General features: G+C 64.0%; 12 protein-coding genes and 1 riboswitch. Of the genes, 10 read left to right on the top strand and 2 right to left on the bottom strand.

Annotated features, from left to right (window positions below; all coding sequences use genetic code 11):
• The first annotated feature begins 119 nt into the window (after positions 1–119).
• Both ACZ1JC_RS07935 and ACZ1JC_RS07940 read left to right on the top strand, forming a co-directional pair.
• Positions 120–1,550 carry an NAD-dependent epimerase/dehydratase family protein gene (locus tag ACZ1JC_RS07935; protein ID WP_465140086.1) on the top strand — a complete coding sequence of 477 codons (1,431 nt, stop codon included), beginning with the start codon at positions 120–122 and terminating at the stop codon, positions 1,548–1,550.
• Between the two features lie 192 nt (positions 1,551–1,742).
• Positions 1,743–2,630, top strand: coding sequence for a LysR substrate-binding domain-containing protein (locus ACZ1JC_RS07940; RefSeq protein WP_465140085.1), 888 nt, complete (start codon positions 1,743–1,745; stop codon positions 2,628–2,630).
• A 125-nt stretch (positions 2,631–2,755) separates the two neighbouring features.
• Here ACZ1JC_RS07940 and ACZ1JC_RS07945 read toward each other — a convergent pair whose 3' ends face one another.
• Positions 2,756–5,509 carry a DUF5695 domain-containing protein gene (locus tag ACZ1JC_RS07945; RefSeq protein WP_465140084.1) on the bottom strand — a complete coding sequence of 918 codons (2,754 nt, stop codon included), beginning with the start codon at positions 5,507–5,509 and terminating at the stop codon, positions 2,756–2,758.
• 20 nt (positions 5,510–5,529) lie between these two features.
• Entirely contained in the window at positions 5,530–7,923 is a 2,394-nt protein-coding gene (locus tag ACZ1JC_RS07950; RefSeq protein ID WP_465140083.1) for a S9 family peptidase, read from the bottom strand.
• 137 nt (positions 7,924–8,060) lie between these two features.
• Between ACZ1JC_RS07950 and ACZ1JC_RS07955 the strand changes: the two genes are divergently transcribed.
• The 8 genes from ACZ1JC_RS07955 (at position 8,061) to ACZ1JC_RS07990 (ending at position 20,932) form a co-directional block, all read left to right on the top strand.
• Positions 8,061–8,792: a FadR/GntR family transcriptional regulator gene (locus ACZ1JC_RS07955; RefSeq protein ID WP_465140082.1), complete on the top strand. Its 732-nt coding sequence runs from the start codon at positions 8,061–8,063 to the stop codon at positions 8,790–8,792.
• 257 nt (positions 8,793–9,049) lie between these two features.
• Positions 9,050–11,416 carry a beta-L-arabinofuranosidase domain-containing protein gene (locus ACZ1JC_RS07960; RefSeq protein ID WP_465140081.1) on the top strand — a complete coding sequence of 789 codons (2,367 nt, stop codon included), beginning with the start codon at positions 9,050–9,052 and terminating at the stop codon, positions 11,414–11,416.
• A gap of 11 nt (positions 11,417–11,427) precedes the next feature.
• Positions 11,428–12,456, top strand: a complete 1,029-nt coding sequence (locus ACZ1JC_RS07965) for an Ldh family oxidoreductase (RefSeq protein ID WP_465140080.1) — start codon at positions 11,428–11,430, stop codon at positions 12,454–12,456.
• Between the two features lies 1 nt (position 12,457).
• Entirely contained in the window at positions 12,458–14,257 is a 1,800-nt protein-coding gene (locus ACZ1JC_RS07970) for a DUF885 domain-containing protein (protein ID WP_465140079.1), read from the top strand.
• Entirely contained in the window at positions 14,247–15,821 is a 1,575-nt protein-coding gene (locus ACZ1JC_RS07975; protein ID WP_465140078.1) for a family 43 glycosylhydrolase, read from the top strand. Before ACZ1JC_RS07970 ends, ACZ1JC_RS07975 begins: the two co-directional genes overlap by 11 nt.
• Positions 15,822–16,053: 232 nt before the next feature.
• Positions 16,054–18,789, top strand: a complete 2,736-nt coding sequence (locus tag ACZ1JC_RS07980) for a TonB-dependent receptor (RefSeq protein WP_465140077.1) — start codon at positions 16,054–16,056, stop codon at positions 18,787–18,789.
• Between the two features lie 219 nt (positions 18,790–19,008).
• Positions 19,009–19,923, top strand: coding sequence for a dihydrodipicolinate synthase family protein (locus tag ACZ1JC_RS07985; protein ID WP_465140076.1), 915 nt, complete (start codon positions 19,009–19,011; stop codon positions 19,921–19,923).
• Positions 19,924–19,933: 10 nt separating this feature from the next.
• Positions 19,934–20,932, top strand: a complete 999-nt coding sequence (locus ACZ1JC_RS07990; RefSeq protein WP_132391366.1) for a 4-hydroxyproline epimerase — start codon at positions 19,934–19,936, stop codon at positions 20,930–20,932.
• 167 nt (positions 20,933–21,099) lie between these two features.
• A riboswitch (SAM-I-IV-variant riboswitch) is annotated at positions 21,100–21,206 on the top strand.
• Positions 21,207–21,255: the final 49 nt, after the last annotated feature.

The raw sequence follows: 21,255 nt of genomic DNA on the forward strand, positions 1-21,255 counted from the left end.
TTTCGAGGCGCATGTGTCGCGAAATTCTCTTTCAACGCATATCCAAACGGGCTCTAACGCCATTCCAGTGAGCCGCCGCGACATTCGTGGCGGCTCTGACATATCGAGAGGGTCGCCACATGGCGCTGCAGGACAAGAAGACCATCCTCCTTACCGGCGCGACCGGCAACATGGGCAGTGCCACGCTGGTCGAACTGCTGGCCCGCAGCGACCGCCTGCGTGTGCGCGCACTCGTGCGGCCCGAGGAAAAGACACACCCGGTCGTCAGGCAGCATCAGCGCAATCCCGCGCTGGAGTTCGTGTGGGGCGACCTCACCCGGTACGAGGACGTGCTGGATGCGGTGACGGGTGTCGATCAGGTGCTGCATATCGGCGGATTGGTCTCGCCCATGGCCGATCACGTTCCCGCACTGACCATGAAGGTCAACGTCGGCGGGGCGGGCAACATCGTGGCGGCCATCAAGGCCCAGCCCGATCCCGACCGCATCGCGCTGGTCTACATCGGCACAGTGGCGCAGACGGGGCATCGCAATCCCCCGGTACACTGGGGGCGCACGGGCGATCCGATCAAGATCAGCCGTTACGATCACTATGCCGTCAGCAAGACCATGGCCGAGGCGATCGTCGCGCAATCGGGATTGAAACGTTGGGTTTCCCTGCGGCAGACCGGCATTGCCCATCCGAACATGTGGAAGATCTTCGATCCCATCATCTTCCACAATCCGTTTAACGGCGTGCTGGAATGGGTGTCGGTCGGCGATTCCGGCCGTCTTGCTGCGAATACCTGTGAGGATGCCGTGCCGGAGGCGTTCTGGCGCGGGTTCTACAACATCGGCGGCGGTGCGGCGATGCGCGTGGCCAATCATGAGTTCGCGCAAATCCTGGCCGGCGCCCTCGGCACCCGCGACGCCTTCGCCAGCTACAAGCCGCACTGGTTTGCGACGCGGAATTTCCATGGGCAATGGTACGCGGACTCGGATCGTCTGGAAGCGCTGGTTCCGTTTCGGCGGGAGACGTTGGACGATTTCGCTAAAGGCCTCTCGAATGCGATTCCCGGCTTCGTGAAGTTCGTGGCCCGCCATGCGCCGGCGCTGGGGCGCAGGCGGCTGGAAAGGCTGGCGCGCGGGCCGGGCGGCACGCTCCACTGGCTGGAGCACGATGACCGCGCGCATATCGATGCCTATTTCGGATCGCGGCAGGCGTGGGAAGCGCTTCCGCACGATTGGGCCGGTGTCACCCTGCGGCGCCCGTCGACGGAGGTTTCCCTGCTCGATCACGGCTACGATGCAGAGGCCGATCCCGCGAGTTGGACGGCGGCCGTCTATTCCGAAGCCGCGCAGTATCGCGGCGGCAAGCATCTCGGCGGGGACTGCTCCGCCGACGACACGACCCAATGGCGCTGCGCCTTGGGCCACGACTTCGAAATGACGCCGCGGCTCTATCTGAAGGGCGGGCACTGGTGCCCCACCTGCATGACCGATCAGGACAGTTACGATGGCAATGCCGCCGTAAATCCGTTTTTCGCGCAAGTCTGGCCCGACAGGGATTGAGAAACCGGGGCCTTAGAGTCCGTTTGAAAAATGCCCGCAGGGGCATTTTTGAGGCGGCACCGGCCCACTCCCCCACCCTACCACCCATCGGTAGTATCTGCGGGTGGTAGGGTGGGGGAGAGGGCCGGTGCCGCAAAATTCGCATTTCGCGAATTTTCAAACGTTCTCTTAGAACCTAAGTATGGCCGGACCATGTATCGTCCGCCCTCGCTCAACACTTTGCGCGCGCTTGAAGCGGCGGCGCGTCATCGCAGCTTCACCCGCGCGGCGGAGGAACTGGGCGTGACGCACGGTGCGATCAGCCACCGCGTGCGTGAGGTTGAGCAACGGCTGGGCGCGCCGATGTTCGAGCGGCGCGGGAATACGATGGAGCCGACGCTGGCCGCGCGGCAGATTCTGCCCACGGTGCGCCAGTCATTGGAACTGATCGCCAGCGTGTTCCCCGCGCCGCCGCCGGGTGAGCGGCAGGTGCTGAAGATCGCGGTGTTGCCCTCCTTCGCGGCGCAGTGGCTGGTGGCACGGCTGGCGGACTTTCACGAGGCGCATCCCGGTATCTTGATCGCGATGGATGCGCGGATCGATGTCAGCCGGATCGGTGCGGACGGGTTGGACGCCGGGATCCGGTATGGCGGCGGCAACTGGCCGGGCCTTGCCAGCGAACGGTTGCTGACCGACATGCTGTTTCCCGCCTGCTCGCCCGAATATCGCGCGCGCATGGCGATCGAGAATGTGGAGGACTTCGCGCGCTGCCGGCTTCTGCGCAACAGCTGGCAGACCTGGACACCGTGGTTCCAGCGTGCCGGAATTGCCTTGCCCGAGCCGGCCGACAGCCTCCCCTACGACGATGCCGCGCTGATGCTGGAGGCGACCATCGCCGGCCACGGCATAGCGCTGGTGCGCCGCGTCATCGCGCATGACGCGTTGCAGGCGGGGCGGCTGGTGCGGTTGTCGGAAGTGGAGATCCCGTTCGAAGGGGCCTATCACTTCGTTTGGGATGCGAACACGCCCCAGCCGCGGTTGGATGCCATCGCCGCGTTCGGAGCGTGGCTGGCTGCGCGGCTGAGGGCTGAGTTTTCGTGACTCTCTAATCCGTCGCCCCCGCGCAGGCGGGGGCCCCGCTTCTTCCTTGCGAGGTTGCAGGAAGAGAAGCGGGGTCCCCGCCTGCGCGGGGACGACGAGGGTTTTGGGATGGGTGGGGCTGAAGATCAGCGCGGCGTCAGCGTCACCACCGTCGGGTTACCGCCCAGCGTGATGGCATAGCCGTCGCGGTCCGCCGTGCCGGTATCGGTCGCGTAAGTGCGGCCGCCCGCAGTGGTGGTCTGGAACAGCAGGCGCGCAGCGGGATCGGTGGCGCTGGCGGGATCGAGCGTCAGCACGACCTTGCCGGTCTTGCTGTCATAGTCGGCGCTCTGGATGCGGCCGGCTTCCAGCGTGATCCACAGACCGGCGGGCGCCACAAACAGGCGGCGGCGGGCGCCGTCCTTCGGGGCGAGGCTTACGGTGCTGCCCTTGGTGGTCAGATCGCCGCCGAAGCCGATCCAGCCGAACTGCGGGTCATTGACCATGTAGCTCGCCGCCGTGATCGCATGGCCGTAGAAGCCCATGCCGTAGTCGCCGGTGATCGCATCCCACTTCATCATGTCCGGCCAGGAGTGGAACGCGGCCGAGCCGAAGCCCTTCTGGTCGATATTGGTGATGCCGCCCATCATGCCGCCGTAAGCGACGCGCAGCAGATGCAGGTCGGTGGGGTTCTGGCGATAGGCGTCGAACAGCGGCACCGCGTTGAGCGCGGAGCCATAGTGGTGGATCTGCCGCTCGATGCGCGAGACTTTGCCACCGTAGAGGAAGTCCCAATAGCGGCGCGCATTGCCGTTATAGCCCCAGCTGGGGATGGTGGGATCGTAACCCAGGATCACTTCGCGGGTCTCGTCCGCCTGCGGCTGGAAGCCGAAGTAGCGCATCCAGGCGTAGACTTCGGGCTGGCCGGTGGAATCCCACGCCATCTCGCTGCCGAACGGATACTTCATCGAACGCCAGTGATCGGCGCGCTGCTTCATCAGGCCTTCCATTTCGGTGGCCTCTGCGGTCATGCCTTCGCGCTTCAGGTCCTTCAGGATGTCGACGAAGACGTCGCCTTCCATCTGGCCGAACTCGGCATAATAGGGCGCATCGCGCATCATCGCGACGGTCGTGCGGTAGGCCCATTCAAGGTAGAACTTCCAGTCGTGCTGCTTGACCAGCCCGGCATTGTCGCGCGCCAGGCGGTAGAGCACCCAGTGACCGATGGCGACGTGCGGATAGTTGTAGGACCGGCCGAGATCGCCGGCATCCTTCTTCGACCACGCGGTCCAGTTCTTCCAGTTGATCTTGGGATCGTAATAGTTCGGGAACTCGACCGGATCGTAATAGAAAATGCTCTTCTTGACGGCACCGGCCTGCGGGCCGTCCTTCACCTGCAACGTGCCCAGCACGGTCTCGTTGACGAGACGCTCCAGCTTGGCGACTTCTTCCGGGTTCGGATTGTCGAGCTGCTTCATCATCGCCGCGACCCACGAACCGGCGCCGCCTTCGTCGCTCATGCCCGAAACCCAGACGCGGCCGTCCTGCGTGAGGATCTTGTTGTCCTCACGGTCGTAGGAGAGGATCGCGGGCGAACGGTGGAAGGGATCGCCCTTGCCTTCGAACCACTGATCGGTGGTGGTGAAGTGGCCAATGTCGGCCATCACCTGTTCAAGCGGCTTGGTGATGTAGTAGCTGACGGTCTGCTTCTGCCCGTCCGCATAAGTCACCGTCAGGCGCGCCTGACCCCAGCCGCTGGCCTTGATCTGGTAGCGGGCCCAACCGTTTCCGGTCTTCTCGGAGGTGGCGGTGAGCGAACCTTCGGGGAAGGATTCGATCTTCGCAACCTTGCTCGGCGTCTTCAGGAACAGGCTGGCGGTCTGGTCGGTAGGCACGACATAGCCGGGTATGCCGACCGCCACCGGGCGCTTCTGGGCGACCAGCGTATCCTCGATCGCGCGGATGCTGGGCGCGGTCACGAAACGCACGCCGATAGTGCGGCTTTCGCCCGGGGCCAGGGTGATGCTGGTCGGCTCGTTCCACTGCTGGCCGGCCTTGGCCCATTCCTTTTCGGCAAAGCCCTTGCTGGCGACGGTCCAGTCGTAGAAGCCTTCGGAAACTTGCGTGCGCGGGCTCTTGTCGGTGAAGATGTCGCCATTGCGGCCCGCGCGCGCCTCGGCAATCGGGCGATAGGCTTCGAGCGGCGTGCCCTTTTCGGGCAGTACCAGCAGCGCCGGGCCTTCGCCGTTCAGGCGCGTGACTTGCAGATAGCCGGCATCGCGGCCGATATAGGGATCGACGAAGCTGGCCTGCGCGTGCGCGGAATCGAGATCGCGGTCGAGGATGATGTTGTCGAACACCATCGGCATGCCGAGGCCGCCGATCTCCACGGCGGCGCTGCTGGTGTTGACCAGCGTGAAGCGCAGTACGAGCACGCCGTCCTCGTTCACCCAGCGGCGCTCGACGCGCAGCGGAATTCCGGCTCCCATCGATGCGGTAATGTCGGCGGCGGCGAGCACGCCCTTGCCGCCCGTCAGCGCGGCGATCTGCTTGCGGGCGTGGGCGGAGGAGAAGTCCTGCCAATCGGAACCCGCCGTCTTCAGGCGGATATGGATATCCCCGATGTGGACATAGCCATCGGCCGCGCGTTCGGCCTCACGGCCCGCAGGCACGTAATCGAACGCGGCATTGCCCTTGGGCGAAAGGTGGGCGAGCGTCTGCGTATCCGCCCGCAGCGCCAGATCGAAGGCGGGCGTCTGCATCTCGGTCTTCTGGATCGGCGGATAGACCGGCTTCGGTTTCTCCGCTTCCTGCGCCTGCGCCGCCGCCATCGGCAGCAGGGCCGGCACCGGCGCCAAGACCAGCGCGATCAGGGGGAGGGGCTTCAGAAGACGCTTCATGTCAGGACCTCGTGGGTGTCTTAGTGGGCCAGCGCGACTGCCGGTGTGGCAGGCTTCACGGGGCCGAGCGGCGGCGGTGTCTCGCCGAGCAGATAAAGGGTGAAATAGTCGCGCAGCTTCTTCCAGAAGAAGGGCTGGTAAACGTTGTGCGTGGCATTGGGCACGACCACCATGTCCACATCGCGCCCGGCATCGATCAGCGCTTTCGCAAGGCGGAAGCTTTCGGTGACCGGCACGTTGTCGTCGATATCGCCGTGGACGAGCAGCAGGTGGCCCTTCAACTGGTTCGCCACCGCCATGTTCGAATTGCGTTCCCACGTCGCGGCGTCCGCCTCGCCCATCGAGACTTCCGGCCACCAGGTCTTGTCGAGCCGAAGGTCGTGGTTGCCCGATGCGGAGACGCCCACCTTGAAGAAGTCGGGACGGCGCAGCACGAAGCGCGCGGTGTCGTAGCCGCCCGCCGATCCGCCGAACACGCCGACGCGGTTCACGTCCATGTAGGGGTACTTGGCGGCCATCTGGCGGATCAGCGCGATGTGATCGTCCAGCCCCACTTCGCCCAGGTTCTGGTAGGCAGGCAGACGGAAGGCCTGACCGCGCCGGGAGGTGCCGGTGCCGTCGATCATCACCACCACCGCGCCGATCTGCGCGACGCTGTTGCCGGGAACGCGCAGCGCCATGCCCCAGGTGGAGGGCACGTCGGTGGTGGTGGGGCCGGTATAGACGTTGTCGATCACCGGATAGCTGCGCTTCGGATCGAAGTGCGCCGGGCGATAGATCATGCCGTAGATCGGCGTCTTGCCGTCCGCCGCCACGCCCTTGAAGGGTTCGGGCGGGGTGTAGCCGGCCGCGAGTAAACGGCTGTTATCGGCCTTGGCCAGTTCCATCACGATCTTGCCGGTCGCGCCGTCGCGCAGTACGGCGCGGGTCGGCGTCGTCGGGCTGGACATCTGATCGACGATCCATTTGCCGTCGGGCGAGACTTGCGCATCGTGATCGAGCGGTTCGGGCGTAAGTTCGGTCAGGCCGCTGCCATTGGTCGAAACGCGGTACAGCGCGCGCCAGTAGGGATTGCGCGCGGCTTCGCGCCCCACGCCGGTGACGATCAGCGAGGACTTGTCCTCAGCGACATTGTCTACCGAGAGAACTTCCCAATCACCGGTGGTGAGGGCCTTGCCGCCCTCAGGGTTGTCCGGGGTGACGAGGTAGAGCTGCGCCCAACCGCTGCGCTCCGAAATCGACAGTTCGCCGCCCAGTTCGGGCGCGGGGAAGATCATCGAGGAGGTGACGGTGATCACCGGCTTCACCGCCTCATGCGCGACGATCTTGGTGGCACCGGTCGCCGGATCGGCCACGTAGACGGCCTGCTGGCGATAGCCGCGCTCGGTCCACTGCATGCGCGGCTTGCCGTTCACCCAGTTCATGTCGGGCGGCGAGGGGTAGAGGATCGATTCGGCCGGCATCTGGATCGGCACGACCTTTGCCTTGCCGCTCTTCAACGCCGCCTGCACATCGACCACCAGGCGCGTCGCCTGCGGCAGCTTCTCCGCACCCGCCAGCGGGTAGATGTACGAGAAACTGCGCGGATAGAAGCTGCCCGGCGGGTTCTGCTGGGTGATCGAAAGCTTCTTCACCTCGCGCGTGTCGAGCCGCCATGTCAGCAGATAGCGCCCATCGGGCGACCATGCGCCGGTGACGGGCATCGCCGGTTCCTCGGTGCCTTCGCGCAGGATCTGCGAGAGTTCGGGGATCGAGCGGCCATAGGGCTGTTCGCGCGTGCCATCGGAGGTCAGCGCCACTTCGCGGCCAGAGGCCACGTCCACCGCATAGAGGTTGTAGCCGCGCGCAACGATCTTCGTCTTGCCGTCCGGCGAGGGCAGATCGAGCTGCGGCGCCTCGGGTGCGACTTTCTCAGCCTTGCCGTCGGCTCCGATCCGCCAATGGGCATCCAGCGCAGCGAAAGTCAGCGTGGCCTTGTCCGGATCGTAGTCGACATCGGCCAGGTGCGCGTCATCCAGCGTTACGGCTTTGCCGCTCGCCTGCGAGAGTGCGGCGAGCAGACTGGCCGTGCTTGCCACCTCGTGCACCTCTTGCGTCGCAAGGGTGAGGATCAGGTAGCGCTGGTCAGTGCGGTTGCCGGTGCGGTAGAACAGGCTGGCGGTCTTTTCGCCCCCCACGAAACTGGGCGCGACATTGGCATTATCGATCAGATCGGCAATGCCGTTGCCCAGGAACGTATCGGCCGCAATATAGCGATCGGCGATGCTGGGCGGCGACGTTTGGGCCGTCGCCGCGTGCGTCTGGCGCGCCAGCGCAGTGCCCGGCTGCAGGGCCATGGCAAGCGCCAGCAGGCTGACTGCGGCAGGTTTTTTAAAGACGCGAACGAAAGGACGAGAAATCAAGGGGGTGCTCATGGCATGTACCCATCGCTTGGCTTCGGAAGATGCATGGGTTCTTGACGCCCATCACGGAAAGGGTCAAGAAAAATTATACGATATATGATCGGAGCATTTCAAATCTTGCCTCGATCCATTGGCTGGGGATGACATAGATGACCGCACCACTGCCGGCCGAAACCGGGCTTCCGCTTTCCAGCGGCCGCCTCCATCACGCGGTTGCGCGCCAATTGGCGACCGCGATCGTCAGCGGCGAAGTACCCGCCGGGCACGTATTTCCGGCCGAAGTCGAACATGCCGATCGGCTGGGCGTCTCCCGGTCCGTGCTGCGTGAGGCTTTCCGTATCCTGACCGCCAAGGGCATGGTCAGCAGCCGCCCCAAGGCGGGCACCCGCGTGAACGAACGCAAGAGCTGGAACCTGCTCGATCCCGATGTGCTGGCCTGGCAGATCCAGTGCGGCGCCAGCGACGAATTCCTGCGCGACCTGTTCGAACTGCGCCTGGTCGTCGAGCCGCAGGCGGCGGAAATGGCGGCGCAGCGCCGCGACGATCGGCAATTGACCGATATGGCCAATGCGCTGGAAACGATGGAGCGTTGCACGCTCACCACCGACAAGGGCCGTGCGGCCGACATCCGCTTTCACGAACTGGTGCTGGAGGCGACGCGCAACGAACTGATGCAGGCGCTTTCCACCTCGATCTCCACGGCGATCGCCTCCACCACCGCGATCAAGCAGCGGCTGGGGGATTCCCCGCGCGATCCGATGCCAGAGCATCACGCGCTCTATCGCTGCATTGCGGAGGGCAATGCGAAGCAGGCGCGCAAGGCGATGATCGCCCTGATCGATCTGGCCCATGCGGATACCCGCGTCGCGCTTCGGCGCTGAGGGAGGCTGTTTGAAAAATGCCCGGAAGGGCATTTTTGAGGCGGCACCGGCCCACTCCCCCACCCGACCACCCAACGATTGTACCCTAGTGGGTGGTCGGGTGGGGGAGTGGGCCGGTGCCGCCAAAATCCGCCTGCGGCGGATTTTTCAAACGGACTCGGGCGCGTCACGGTCCGGCGGCACCTGCAACAGGGTTGACTCGCAGCCCTCGAACCTTATCAATAACCGTATACGATATTCGATAGGAGTTTCTGGTGATGAAGGCCAATCGGCGCGAATGGATGGCTGGCGTGGCGGCGCTGGCTATCAGCTCTGTCCCTCTCAAGGGCTTCGCGGCTGTCATCGCACCCAAGCTTCCGATCAAGGCGAAGCCGCTGCCGCTCAATGACGTGCGGCTGATGGCTTCGGACTATGCGACTGCGGTGGACGTCAATGTCGACTACCTGATGTCGCTCAGCCCCGATCGCTTCCTGCACAATTTCCGCAAGTATGCGGGTCTTGAGCCCAAGGCGCCGATCTATGGCGGTTGGGAATCGGACACCATCGCCGGGCACACGCTGGGCCACTACATGACCGCGCTGGTGCTGGCGTGGCAGCAGACCGGCAACCCCGAATGCCGCCGCCGAGCGGACTATATCGTTGACGAACTGGCGCTCTGCCAGGCGCAGCGCAGCGATGGCTACATCGGCGCGCTCGGCCGCAAGACCAAGGACGGCAAGGTCGTCGACGGGCAGGAAATCTTCCCCGAAGTCATGCGCGGAGAGATCAAGTCGGGCGGGTTCGACCTCAACGGTTCGTGGTCGCCGCTCTACACCGTGCACAAGTACTTCGCGGGTCTGCTCGATATCCATGCCGCCTGGGGCAATGCCAAGGCGCTGGAAGTGGTCATCGGCCTGGGCGGATACTTCGAGAAGGTCTTCGCCGCGCTTGACGACAAGCAGATGCAGGAACTGCTGGGCTGCGAATATGGCGGCCTGAACGAAAGCTATGCCGAACTCTATGCCCAGACCGGCGATCTGCGTTGGCTGAAGGTGGCGGAACGCATCTACGACAAGAAGGTGCTCGATCCGCTGGTGGCGCAGGAGGACAAGCTCGCCAACTTCCACGCCAATACGCAGGTGCCCAAGCTGATCGGTCTGGCGCGCATTCACGAGCTGACCGGCAAGGACGAGCCGGGCCGCGCCGCCCGCTTCTTCTGGGAGCGCGTGACCCAGCATCACAGCTATGTGATCGGCGGCAATGCCGACCGCGAATACTTCTTCGAGCCGGACAATATCGCGCTGCACCTCACGGAATCGACCTGTGAGCACTGCAACACCTACAACATGCTGAAGCTGACCCGTCAGCTCTACTCGTGGCAGCCGGACGGCGCGCTGTTCGACTATTACGAGCGTGCGCACCTCAACCACGTGATGTCCGCGCACAACCCGCACACCGGCGGCTTCACCTACATGACGCCGATGATGAGCGGCGCCCCGCGCGGCTATTCGCAGCCGGGCGAGGAAGCCTTCTGGTGCTGCGTCGGCTCGGGCATGGAAAGCCATTCGAAGCACGGCGATTCCATCTACTGGCAGGGTGATGACACGCTGTTCGTGAACCTTTTCATCCCGTCGAAGGCGGAGTGGAAGGCCAAGGGCGTGGCGCTGACGCTGGCCACCGAATATCCGTTCAAGCCCGAAGTCGGCGTGACGCTGGATGCGGTGAAGAACGGCAAGTTCACCCTCGCGCTGCGCATTCCGGGCTGGGCCAACGGCCGCGCGCTGGTGTCCGTCAACGGCGCGCCGGTTCCGGCTAATGCCGTGAACGGCTATGCCGTGATCGATCGCCGCTGGAAGAAGGGCGACACGATCTCGCTCACCCTGCCGCTCGATCTGCGGTTCGAGGCGGCAGCCGGTTCGCAGGACGTGGTGGCCGTGCTGCGCGGCCCGCTGGTCATGGCGGCGGACCTTGGCCCTGCCGAAATGGACTTCACCGGCGTCGAACCGGCGATGGTGGGCGACAATCCGCTCGGCGCCTTCGCGCCGATCGTGTCGGACCGTCCGCGCTTCCAGACCACCGGCGTGATGCGCCCGGCGGACCTGACGTTCGTGCCGTTCTACAGCCAGTACGACCGCCGCAGCGCCGTCTACTTCAAGCGCTTCACCGAAGCCGGCTGGAAGAGCGAGGAAGCCTCGTTCCTGGCCGAACAGGCGCGCCAGAAGGACATCGCCGCCCGCTCGATCGACGTCATGCACCTGGGCGAAATGCAGCCCGAGCGCGACCACAACCTGACCTCGGAAATCTCCTACCCGGTCTCGTACCGCGGGCGGAACGGGCGCGATGCCCGCTCGGGCGGCTACATCGAGTTCACGATGAAGGTGAAACCCGGTCCGCTGCTGCTGCAGGCTACCTATTGGGGCAGCGAGCGTTCGCGCGTGTTCGACATCTTCGTCGACGGCACCAAGGTCGTCACCCAGAAGCTGGACAACGATACGCCGGGCAAGTTCATGGATGTCGATTATCCGCTGCCGGAAGCGCTGACCAAGGGCAAGAGCGAGGTCAAGGTGCGCATCGTGCCGCATGACCGCAGCTCGGCCGGTCCGATCTTCGGCATGCGTCTGTTCACGGCCAAGCCCGCCAAGTGAGTTCAACGAACATGACTGCCCATAACGAAGTCGCCCTGTCGCTCGGCGAAGCCGATGCTCTTGCCCGCAAGGTCCTTCTGGCCTGCGGGTTGGCGCCCGACCATGCCGCCGCAGTGGCCCAGACCATGGTTTCGGGCGAGCGGGACGGCTGCACCTCGCACGGGCTTTACCGCCTGCTCGTCGCCGCCAATTCGGTGGCGCGCGGGGTGGTGGTGCCCGATGCGGTGCCGGAAGTGAGCGAGCCGGCCAAGGCGCTGGTCAAGGTGGACGGCAAGGGCGGCTTCGCCCAGCTTCCCTTCGAGCTGGGCATGCCGCTGCTGGTGGAGAAGGCCAGGGCTTACGGCATTGCCGCCATGGCGCTGAACAACGTGGTCCACTTCGCCGCGCTCTGGCCCGAGGTGGAAGCGCTGGCCGAGCAGGGCCTTGTCGCGCTGGCCTTCACGCCCAGCCACGCCTGGGTCGCGCCGGAGGGCGGCACCAAGCCGGTGTTCGGCACCAACCCGATCGCCTTCGGTTGGCCACGCCCCGATCGCGCGCCCTTCGTGTTCGACTTCGCCACCAGCGCCGTCGCGCGCGGGGAGATCGAACTGCACCGCCGCGCGGGCAAGGCGATCCCGCCCGAGTGGGGCTATGACGCCGATGGCCGTCCCTCCACCGATGCCAAGGCCGTGCTCGACGGTGCGATGCGCACGTTCGGCGCGCACAAGGGATCGGCGCTGGCAGCCATGGTCGAACTGCTGGCCGGGCCGCTGATCGGCGACATGACCAGCGCGGAATCGCTTGCCGCTGACGAAGGACGTGGCGGCTCGCCGATCGGCGGCGAACTGATCGTCGTGATCGATCCGGCAGGCTTCCTGGGCGACAGCTTGGACGAATACCTGAAGCGCGCCGAGACGATGTTCGAAACCATCGAAGGGCAGGGCGCCCGCCTTCCCGGCGCGCGCCGCCTGCTCGCCCGTGCCCGTTCGCAAGTGGAAGGCGTGCGCATCCCCGCGCAGCTCCACGCCGACATTCTCGAAATTCTCGAAAGGGGAAATTGACGTGAAGAATACGCTTGGCCGCGCGCTGCTGCTGGCAGGCGCGGCGCTTGCCGTGGGCATGGCTCACGCTGCGATTGCCGCCCCCGCCGCCCAGACCGCGCCGAAGACCTCTGGAGCCCAGACCACCGACGAAGCTTTCGAGGCCATCTACACCGCCGAATACGCCTGGCGTCTGCAGCAGAGCGGCCCTAGCGAGGATGGCCCCAAGGCCGAGCGTCTCGCGCTTCCCGATGTTGGCGCCAAGGCGCAGGCCAACCGCCTTGCTGCGTGGGAAAAGGTCGAAAAGCAGCTTGCCGCGATCGATCCGGCCAAGCTTTCGCCCGCGAACCGCGTGAACTTCGCGGTCTACAAGGGCCAGATCGACGCCTTCGTCGCATCGCAGCGCTATCGTGACTACGAAAAGCCGTTCAACGCGGACACCAGCTTCTGGGGCGAACTGGCCGACTGGGCCCGCTCTCCGCTGCGCGACCAGCAGAGCGCCGAAGACTTCGTGGAAATGCTGCGCGAAATCCCGCGCTACTACGATCAGCAGATCGACAACATGCGCGCGGGCCTGAAGCGCGGCTTTTCCGCCCCGCAAGTCACGCTGACCGGCCGCGACAAGGGCATCGAACTCGTCGTCGATGCCAAGACGCCCGAGGATTCGCCGTTCTACGAGCCGTTCAAGAAGCTGCCCTCGACGATCCCGGCCGCCGAGCAGGAAAAGCTGCGCGCCGCGGCCCGCGCCGCGATTACCGGCAGCGTCGTGCCCGCGCACGCCAAGTTGCTGACGTTCATGCGCAGCGAGTACGAAAAGCAGGCCCGCAAGACGCTGGCCGCCTATGCACTGCCGGACGGCAAGGCTTATTATCAGTCGAAGATTGCCGAGTTCGTCACGCTCGACAAGTCGCCGGAGGAGATCCATCAGATCGGCCTCAGCGAAATGGCGCGCATCCGCTCGCAGATGAACGAAGTGATGCAGCAGGTTCAGTTCAAGGGCGACCTCAAGGCGTTCCTGCACTTCCTGCGCACCGATCCGCAGTTCTATCCCAAGACGCCGAACGAGCTGCTCTACCGCGCCGCGTGGATCGCCAAGACTTTCGACGGCAAGGCCTCGCAGTTCTTCGGCCACCTGCCGCGCAGCCGCTTCGCGATCAAGCCGGTGCCCGATGACATCGCGCCGTTCTACACCGGCGGGCGCGGCGGCCCGGGCATCTACCTCGTCAACACCTATGACCTGCCTAGCCGTCCGTTCTACTCGCAGATCGCGCTGACCCTGCATGAGAGTGCGCCGGGCCATGCGATGCAGATGCCGCTGGCGATGGAGAACAAGGACTTGCCGGCCTTCCGCCGCGACACGTATCTCTCCGCCTATGGCGAGGGCTGGGCGCTCTATTGCGAGGCGCTGGGCGAGGACATGGGCATGTACGAAACGCCCTATGACCGCTTCGGCATGCTCAGCTATCAGGCCTGGCGCGCCTCGCGCCTCGTCGTCGATACCGGCATTCACGCCAAGGGCTGGACCCGCGAACAGGCGCAGCAATACTTGCGCGACAACACTGCGCTTTCCGATCACGAGATCGAGACCGAGGTGGACCGCTACATCTCCTGGCCGGGTCAGGCGCTGTCCTACTACATGGGCCAACTGGCCTTCATGGATGCGCGCAAGAAGGCGGAAACCGCGCTGGGGCCGAAGTTCAACATTCGCGCTTTCCACGATGCCGTGCTCGAACTGGGCGGCGTGCCGCTGCCGGTGATCGACCAGCGCGTGGACCAGCTGATCAAGGACGGTGGCAAGGGGCCTTACCCCGATGAGGAATAGTCTCGCAGTGGTGCTGGCGGCGTGCGCGTTTGCGCCCGCCGCCTCGGCACCCGTTTTCGCGCAACAGGCGCCTGTCGCCCGTGAACTGACCATTCCGGGCAACCCGATCCTCGCCGACGGGGACTATTACTCCACCGATCCCGCGCCTTTCGTGGCGGACGGCCAGCTCTGGATCCTCGCCGGCCGGGATGAGGCGGCGAGCGACGTCAACGACTTCATCATGCCCGAATGGCAATTGCTGAAGACGGCCGACCCCGCCTCGCACAAATGGACGCACTATCCGGCGATCCTGAAGCCCGAAAACGTCTTCGCATGGGCCGAAGAAGCCCGCGCCTATGCCGGCCAGATCATCCAAGGGCCCGACAAGCGCTACTATCTTTATGCCCCGGTGCTGGAGAAGAACAGCGACGCCAAGGACCGCTTCGCCATCGGCGTGGCCGTGGCGGACAGCCCGCTCGGCCCCTGGCGCGACGCGCATCCATCGGGCCCGATCATCTCGCAGAAGGTGCCGGTCGCCAACGATATCCAGAACATCGACCCGACCGTGATGATCGACGACGATGGCCGGGTCTACATCTACTGGGGCACGTTCGGCCAGCTTCGCGGCATGGAACTCGCGCGCGACATGGTCACGCCCAAGGGGCCGGAGCTGGAGATGAAGGGGCTGACCGGCTTCTTCGAAGCGCCGTGGATCATGAAGCGCAAGGGCGCCTATTACATGCTCTACGCCGGCAACAAGGCCGGCCCGACTTCGGACTGCACGCCCGCCGTCTACCACGCCTGCATCGCCTATGGCACCGCGCCTTCGCCGATGGGGCCGTGGACCTATCGCGGCGTCGTGCTGAAGCCGGTGTCCTCCACCACCTCGCACTCCGGCGCGGTGGAGTTCCAGGGGCAGTGGTACCTCGCCTACCACACGGCGGACGCGAAAGGCGGCGGCCATTTCCGCCGCAGCGTCGCGCTGGACAAGATGGAGTGGGACGACAGCGTCTCGCCCGCGCGCATCCTGCCGGTCGTGCCGACACTGCGCCCGCAGCCGCCACTGGCGCCCACGCGCAATATCGCGCGTGCCGCATGGGCGACTGCCTCGAACGTGCCGGTGCCGGTGCAGTTCTGGATCAAGTCGCTCAACGACGGCGTGGTGAAGGAGGCCCCGCTGCCGCCCGACATGTGGGGCAGCTGGTCGCCGAACAACCCGCCCAGCCAGTGGATCGAATATCGCTGGGACAAGCCGGTAACAGTGAACGGATCGCGCATCCGCTTCTGGAACGACCAGCCCGCCGGTTCGGGCGTGGGCGTCGCTCCGCCAGCCAAATGGCATCTTGAGTACTGGCAGAAGGGCTGGAAACAGGTTCCCGGCGCCAGCGCCTACGGCACCGCGACCGACGCGTTCCAGAGCGTGTCTTTCCGCCCGATCACCACGCGCTGCCTGCGCGCGGTGATGGACGCATCCACCGACGGCAAGACCCATGCGGCGCTCGGCGTGCTGGAATGGGAGGCGCTGGCGCCGAAGCCGATGTCCGTCGTCGTACGGAAGGACGCTGGCGCGCCGGATTGCCGCTAAACATCGTAATTCCGCCGGATTCAGCCGGGTTCTTCGCGGGGCGCAAGTCGATGGACTTGCGCCCCGCTTCGCATTCGCATTCCGGAAATTTCACATACCGTCATTACTCAGACAAAAAATCACAATCACTGTCACAATCGCCTTGACTCGATTCAGATATCGTAGGACGTATACGATATAAACATGACAGCCGGAAAGCACGGCGGCAGGGATCGAAACAGGGGGTTTTGCTATGACATCGCTAAAGATTTTGAAGCTTTCCACTGCGCTCACCACGGTGATCGCGATCGGCGCTGCCGCTCCGGCCTGGGCGCAGGACCAATCCGGTTCGGCCACTGAATTGTCGGACCAGAACGAAGCCGCCAGGACCGACATCGTCGTCACCGGCGTGCGCGGCGCGGTTGAGGCTGCTGCGACCAAGAAACAGAAGTCGAAGCAGATCGTGGACTCGGTGGTTGCCGAGGACGTGGGCAAGCTGCCCGACAACAACGTGGTCGACGCGCTGGCGCGCGTTACCGGCGTGCAGATCGACCGCGCCCGCGGCCAGGGCCAGAGCCTGACCATTCGCGGCCTTGCCGAAGTGCAGACCACGGTAAACGGCAACAACACCAACTTGGGTGAGGACCGCTCGCTCAATCTCGCCGATATTCCGGCCGAACTGCTCAAGCAGGTGGATGTCTACAAGACGCGGACCGCCGATCAGGTGGAAGGCGGCATCGCCGGCACCGTCAATGTCGAACTGCGCCGGCCCTTCGATCTCAAGAAGGGGTGGACGATCGCAGGCAGTCTTCGTGGCGCCTATGACGATATTTCGAAGAAGGTAAGCCCGTTCGGCAGCCTTCTGGTCGCGAACCGTTTCGATACCGGCATCGGTGAGATCGGCTTTTTGATCAACGCGTCTTACACCAAGACCAACTATCGCGAAAATTACATCGAGAGTGAGTCACCTTACGAGGTCAACCTCGACGATGGTTCGCAGGTGGTCATTCCCTACCGAGCTTACACCGGGCTCGAACAGGGCAGCGTGAAGCGCCCCTCGATCAATGCGTCGCTGCAATGGCGCGCCAACGACAAGCTCGATTTCGTGTTCGAGGGCGGCTACCTGGGCTCGCGCGAGAAGCGTTCGGTGGAACGCCTCTACGTGCAGGACATGCCGTTCGTCGGCGAACTCAGTAACATCGTCCTCATGCCCGACGGGCGCACGGTAAAGTCGGCCACTTACAGCAATGCCAATGGCATTGGAGCCGGCATTGATAGCCAGTACAACAATTTCCACTCGAATCTCTATACCACCAACTTTGTGGCCCATTACAACTCTGGCATCATGCACCTCAATGCCAGTGCCCAGTACAACTGGTCGAACGAAGGAAACTACTTCGTCGAAACCATTATCCGGCCGGGCACGCTGACCTCTGCGAATATCGACTTTGCATCCGATGCATACAGCAAGGGCGCGCCTTCGATCACCTTCAACAATGTCGACCTCTCCGACATCTCGAAGTACGTGGTGGATCGCTTCCAGGACAACCATGGCGGTTCGAAGAACAGGGAATTCGCGGCGCAGGCCGACCTGACGCTGGACATCATGCCCGAAGGCTTGCTGCGCAATCTGCAGGTCGGTGCCCGTTTCAATCGCCGCGTGACCAGCAAATATTACGGCTATCGCGATGGCTTCCCGCGCGTGAACGGCACCTATGCGCCGTTCGGCACTTTCCCTGGATATGATTCAGCTTCGCTGGTCGGTCCGGACTTCAGCGGTTCGTCAACGGAATGGTATCGCATTCCGGGTTCCGTGGTAATGTCCAACATCGCGGACATCCGCGAATATATCCAGCAGTATGACCCGGCAGACGCGGCGCGCTTCGCCAGCCTCTATCCGCCCAGCGACAACGGCCAGACGTTCAACTCTACCGAGCACAACTTCGCCGCTTATGCGCAAGTGAACTATGCGTTCGACGTGGGCACGATCAAGGTCGATGGCCTTGCCGGCGTGCGCTACACCAACACCTGGGGCAAGTCGCTCAGCTATAATTACCACCCTGGCGACGTGACTAACGGCTATCAGGACATCGTCCAGATCTCGCCGGGCTATGGCAACTACTTCGACGTGCTGCCCAGCTTCACCTCGGTGATCCATTTCAACCCGAAGACCCAGCTGCGTCTGTCCTACACGACCAACGTGCAACGCCCGGGCTTTTACGACATGCGGCCGTACTACTACGCGGAGACGCGTGGTGCATCGCCAGTGATATATGCCGGCAACCCCGACCTGAAGGCTCAACGCGAACATTCGTTCGACGCCAGCGCCGAATACTACTTCGGCCGGGGCGGGCAGATTTCGCTGGCAGGCTACTACAAGAAGGCGACTGGCTTCCTGTACTACAGCCGCAATCAGGTGAGCGCTCAGGAACTTGCCAATTATGGCGTGGACCTGTCCAACTACGCTTCGGGCATCGGCTATGTCGAACAGTTGCGTAACGCTGGCGACGGCACGTTCATCGGCATGGAAGGCACGGTACAGTCGTTCTTCGACTTCCTGCCGGGTGTGCTCGGCAACTTCGGGGCGAGCTTCAATGCCAGCCACATCTTCAAGGCTCGCATCGAATATCCGTACCCTGAAGATTTCCCCGGCGCGTTCGATTCGCCAAACACCTCGAAGTGGACTGCCAACGCCACGCTGTTCTACGATACGCCCAAGTTCAGTGCGCGCGTGGCATACAATTGGCGTTCCAAGTATCGTATCGGCGTGTTTACCGACAATCCGGAATACTCGCCCTATCAGGACGATACCGGCAAGCTTGATGCGGCCATCAACTATACCCCGGTCGTCTTCATGACGCTTTCGCTGGAAGCTTCGAACATTCTCGGTAACGATATCTACCGTTACCACGGCAGCGAGGAACTTCTGCCGCTGGGCGTACGCACGATGGCGCGGACGGTTCAGGGCAGCGTCCGGTTCCGTTTCTGATGTTCCTTTCGGCGTGACCGGAGAGGGGGGCGGCGGGCATCGTGCTCGGCGCCCCCTTTTCGTTTTGCGCCATCGGGGTTTCCCCTCTCTGGCGGCAAGCCCCGGATTTCGTTTGACTCCGCACGCACCTGGTGGTGCGAATAATGCAATTGCAGGTTAATTTGTAATATCGTATACGATATCTAGATTAACCAGAAACATCGCAGGACGATTCTCATTATGGCAATTGGTTGGAAGGGTGTGTTCCCCGCGGTCACGACCCAGGTGCGCGAAGACCTCTCCCTCGATCTCGCTGACACCCAGCGCGTCGTTGACGATCTCATCAACGACGGCGTGACCGGCGTGATCGCGCTCGGCACCGTTGGTGAAAACAACTCGCTCGAATTCGACGAGAAGGTTCAGGTCCTCACCGCGATCGTCGAAGCCGTGAACGGCCGCGTTCCCGTCGTCACCGGCGTTTCGGAATTCGATACCCGCCGCGCCGTGCGTTACGCGCAGGCTGCCGAAAAGATCGGCGCCGACGGCCTGATGCTGCTGCCGCCGATGGTCTACGTGCCCAAGGCCAAGGAACTCGTCGCGCACTTCAAGGGCGTGGCCGACCAGACCGGTCTGCCGATCATGCTCTACAACAACCCGCCGGCCTACCGCACGGTGATCGACAAGGACGTGCTGACCGCGCTGATCGATGTGAAGAACATCGTCGCCGTCAAGGAATCCGCGCCGGATACCCGCCGCTTCACCGATTTCCGCAACACCTTCGGCGATCGCTACACGCTGTTCGCCGGCCTCGACGACGTGGCTCTGGAAGGTCTCTACCTCGGCGCGCAGGGCTGGGTTTCGGGCCTCACCAACGCGTTCCCGAAGGAATCGGTCGAGCTGGTCAAGGCTTTCGAGCGTGGCGACCATGCCAAGGCGATGGAAATCTATCGCTGGTTCATGCCGCTCCTCCACCTCGATGCCGAGCATGACCTTGTCCAGTCGATCAAGCTGGCCGAGCAGGTGATGGGCCGCGGTTCGGAGCGCGTTCTGCCTCCGCGTTACGTCCTTGAGGGCGAGCGCCGTGCGGAAGTGATCGCGATGGTCGAAAAGGCCGCCGCCACCCGTCCCGACCTGACGGTCGCGGCAGCAGCATAAGGGAGCGTCGATGCGGCACACTTTCTTCTGCATCGACGGCCACACAGCCGGTAACCCCGTTCGCCTTGTGGCGGGCGGGGCTCCGCTGTTGAAGGGCGCCTCGATGTCCGAGCGTCGGCAGGATTTCCTGTCGCGCTTCGACTGGATCCGCACCGGCCTCTGCTTCGAGCCGCGCGGGCATGATATGATGTCTGGCGGCTTCCTCTATCCGCCCTGCGATCCGGCCAACGACATCGGCATCCTGTTCATCGAGACCAGCGGTTGCCTGCCGATGTGCGGCCACGGCACGATCGGCATGGTCACTTTCGGCCTTGAGCATGGGCTGATCCAGCCGGCGACGCCGGGCAAGCTGCGCGTCGAGGTTCCGGCGGGCGTGATCGAGATCGCCTACGAAACTAACGGCCCCAAGGTCACTTCGGTGCGCATCACCAATGTCCCCGCCTATGTCGCCGAACGCGGCATTGAGGTGGACGTGGAAGGCATCGGCCCGCTCTCGATCGACGTGTCCTATGGTGGCAACTACTACGCCATCGTCGAGCCACAGGGGAACTACACCGGCCTCGACGATCTCGGCGCTTCGCGCATTATCGAGCTTTCGGGCCGCATCCGCGAAGCCGTGCGCGCGAAGTACGAGCCGGTCCACCCGCTCGATTCCACGATCCGCGGCGTCAGCCACATCCTCTGGGCCGACAAGCCCAAGCATGAAGGCGCCGATGGCCGCAACGCGGTGTTCTACGGCGACAAGGCGATCGACCGCAGCCCCTGCGGCACCGGCACCTCGGCACGCATCGCGCACTTGCACGCCACCGGCCGCCTGAAGGTGGGTGAGCGTTTCGTGCACGAGAGCTACATCTGCAGCCGCTTCATCGGCCGCGTGGAGCAGGAAGTCATGCTGGGTGACAAGCCGGCGATCATTCCCTCGATCGAAGGCTCGGCCATCGCCACCGGCTTCAACACGATCTGGATCGACCGCGAAGACCCGTTCTGGGCCGGCTTCCAAGTAACCTGATAGCTTACCTGATTACAGTACCCACCCGATCGGCGGGTCTGCATTCCCTCTCCGCCGATCACTTTTTAGCCCCCGCCGGACTGCCGGCGGGGGCTTTTTTGTGCGGTAATGTTCGTGCGCCCTGCCGCAACACTCTTGCGCAGCCGCGCCGGCACGGCTATCAGCCATCCCAGCATCAAGAGTCGGACCGACGTTCGACGCCAACCTGCTCCCCGAGCAAGGTGGTGCCTCCGCAGGGAGGGATGTGGCCGGACCGGCAACTAAACGGGACCTTTCGCCACTGTCATACGTCGATCCGGATCTTGCCACGCAAGATACCCGAG

Source organism: Sphingomonas sp. BL-S-28 (assembly GCF_055521515.1).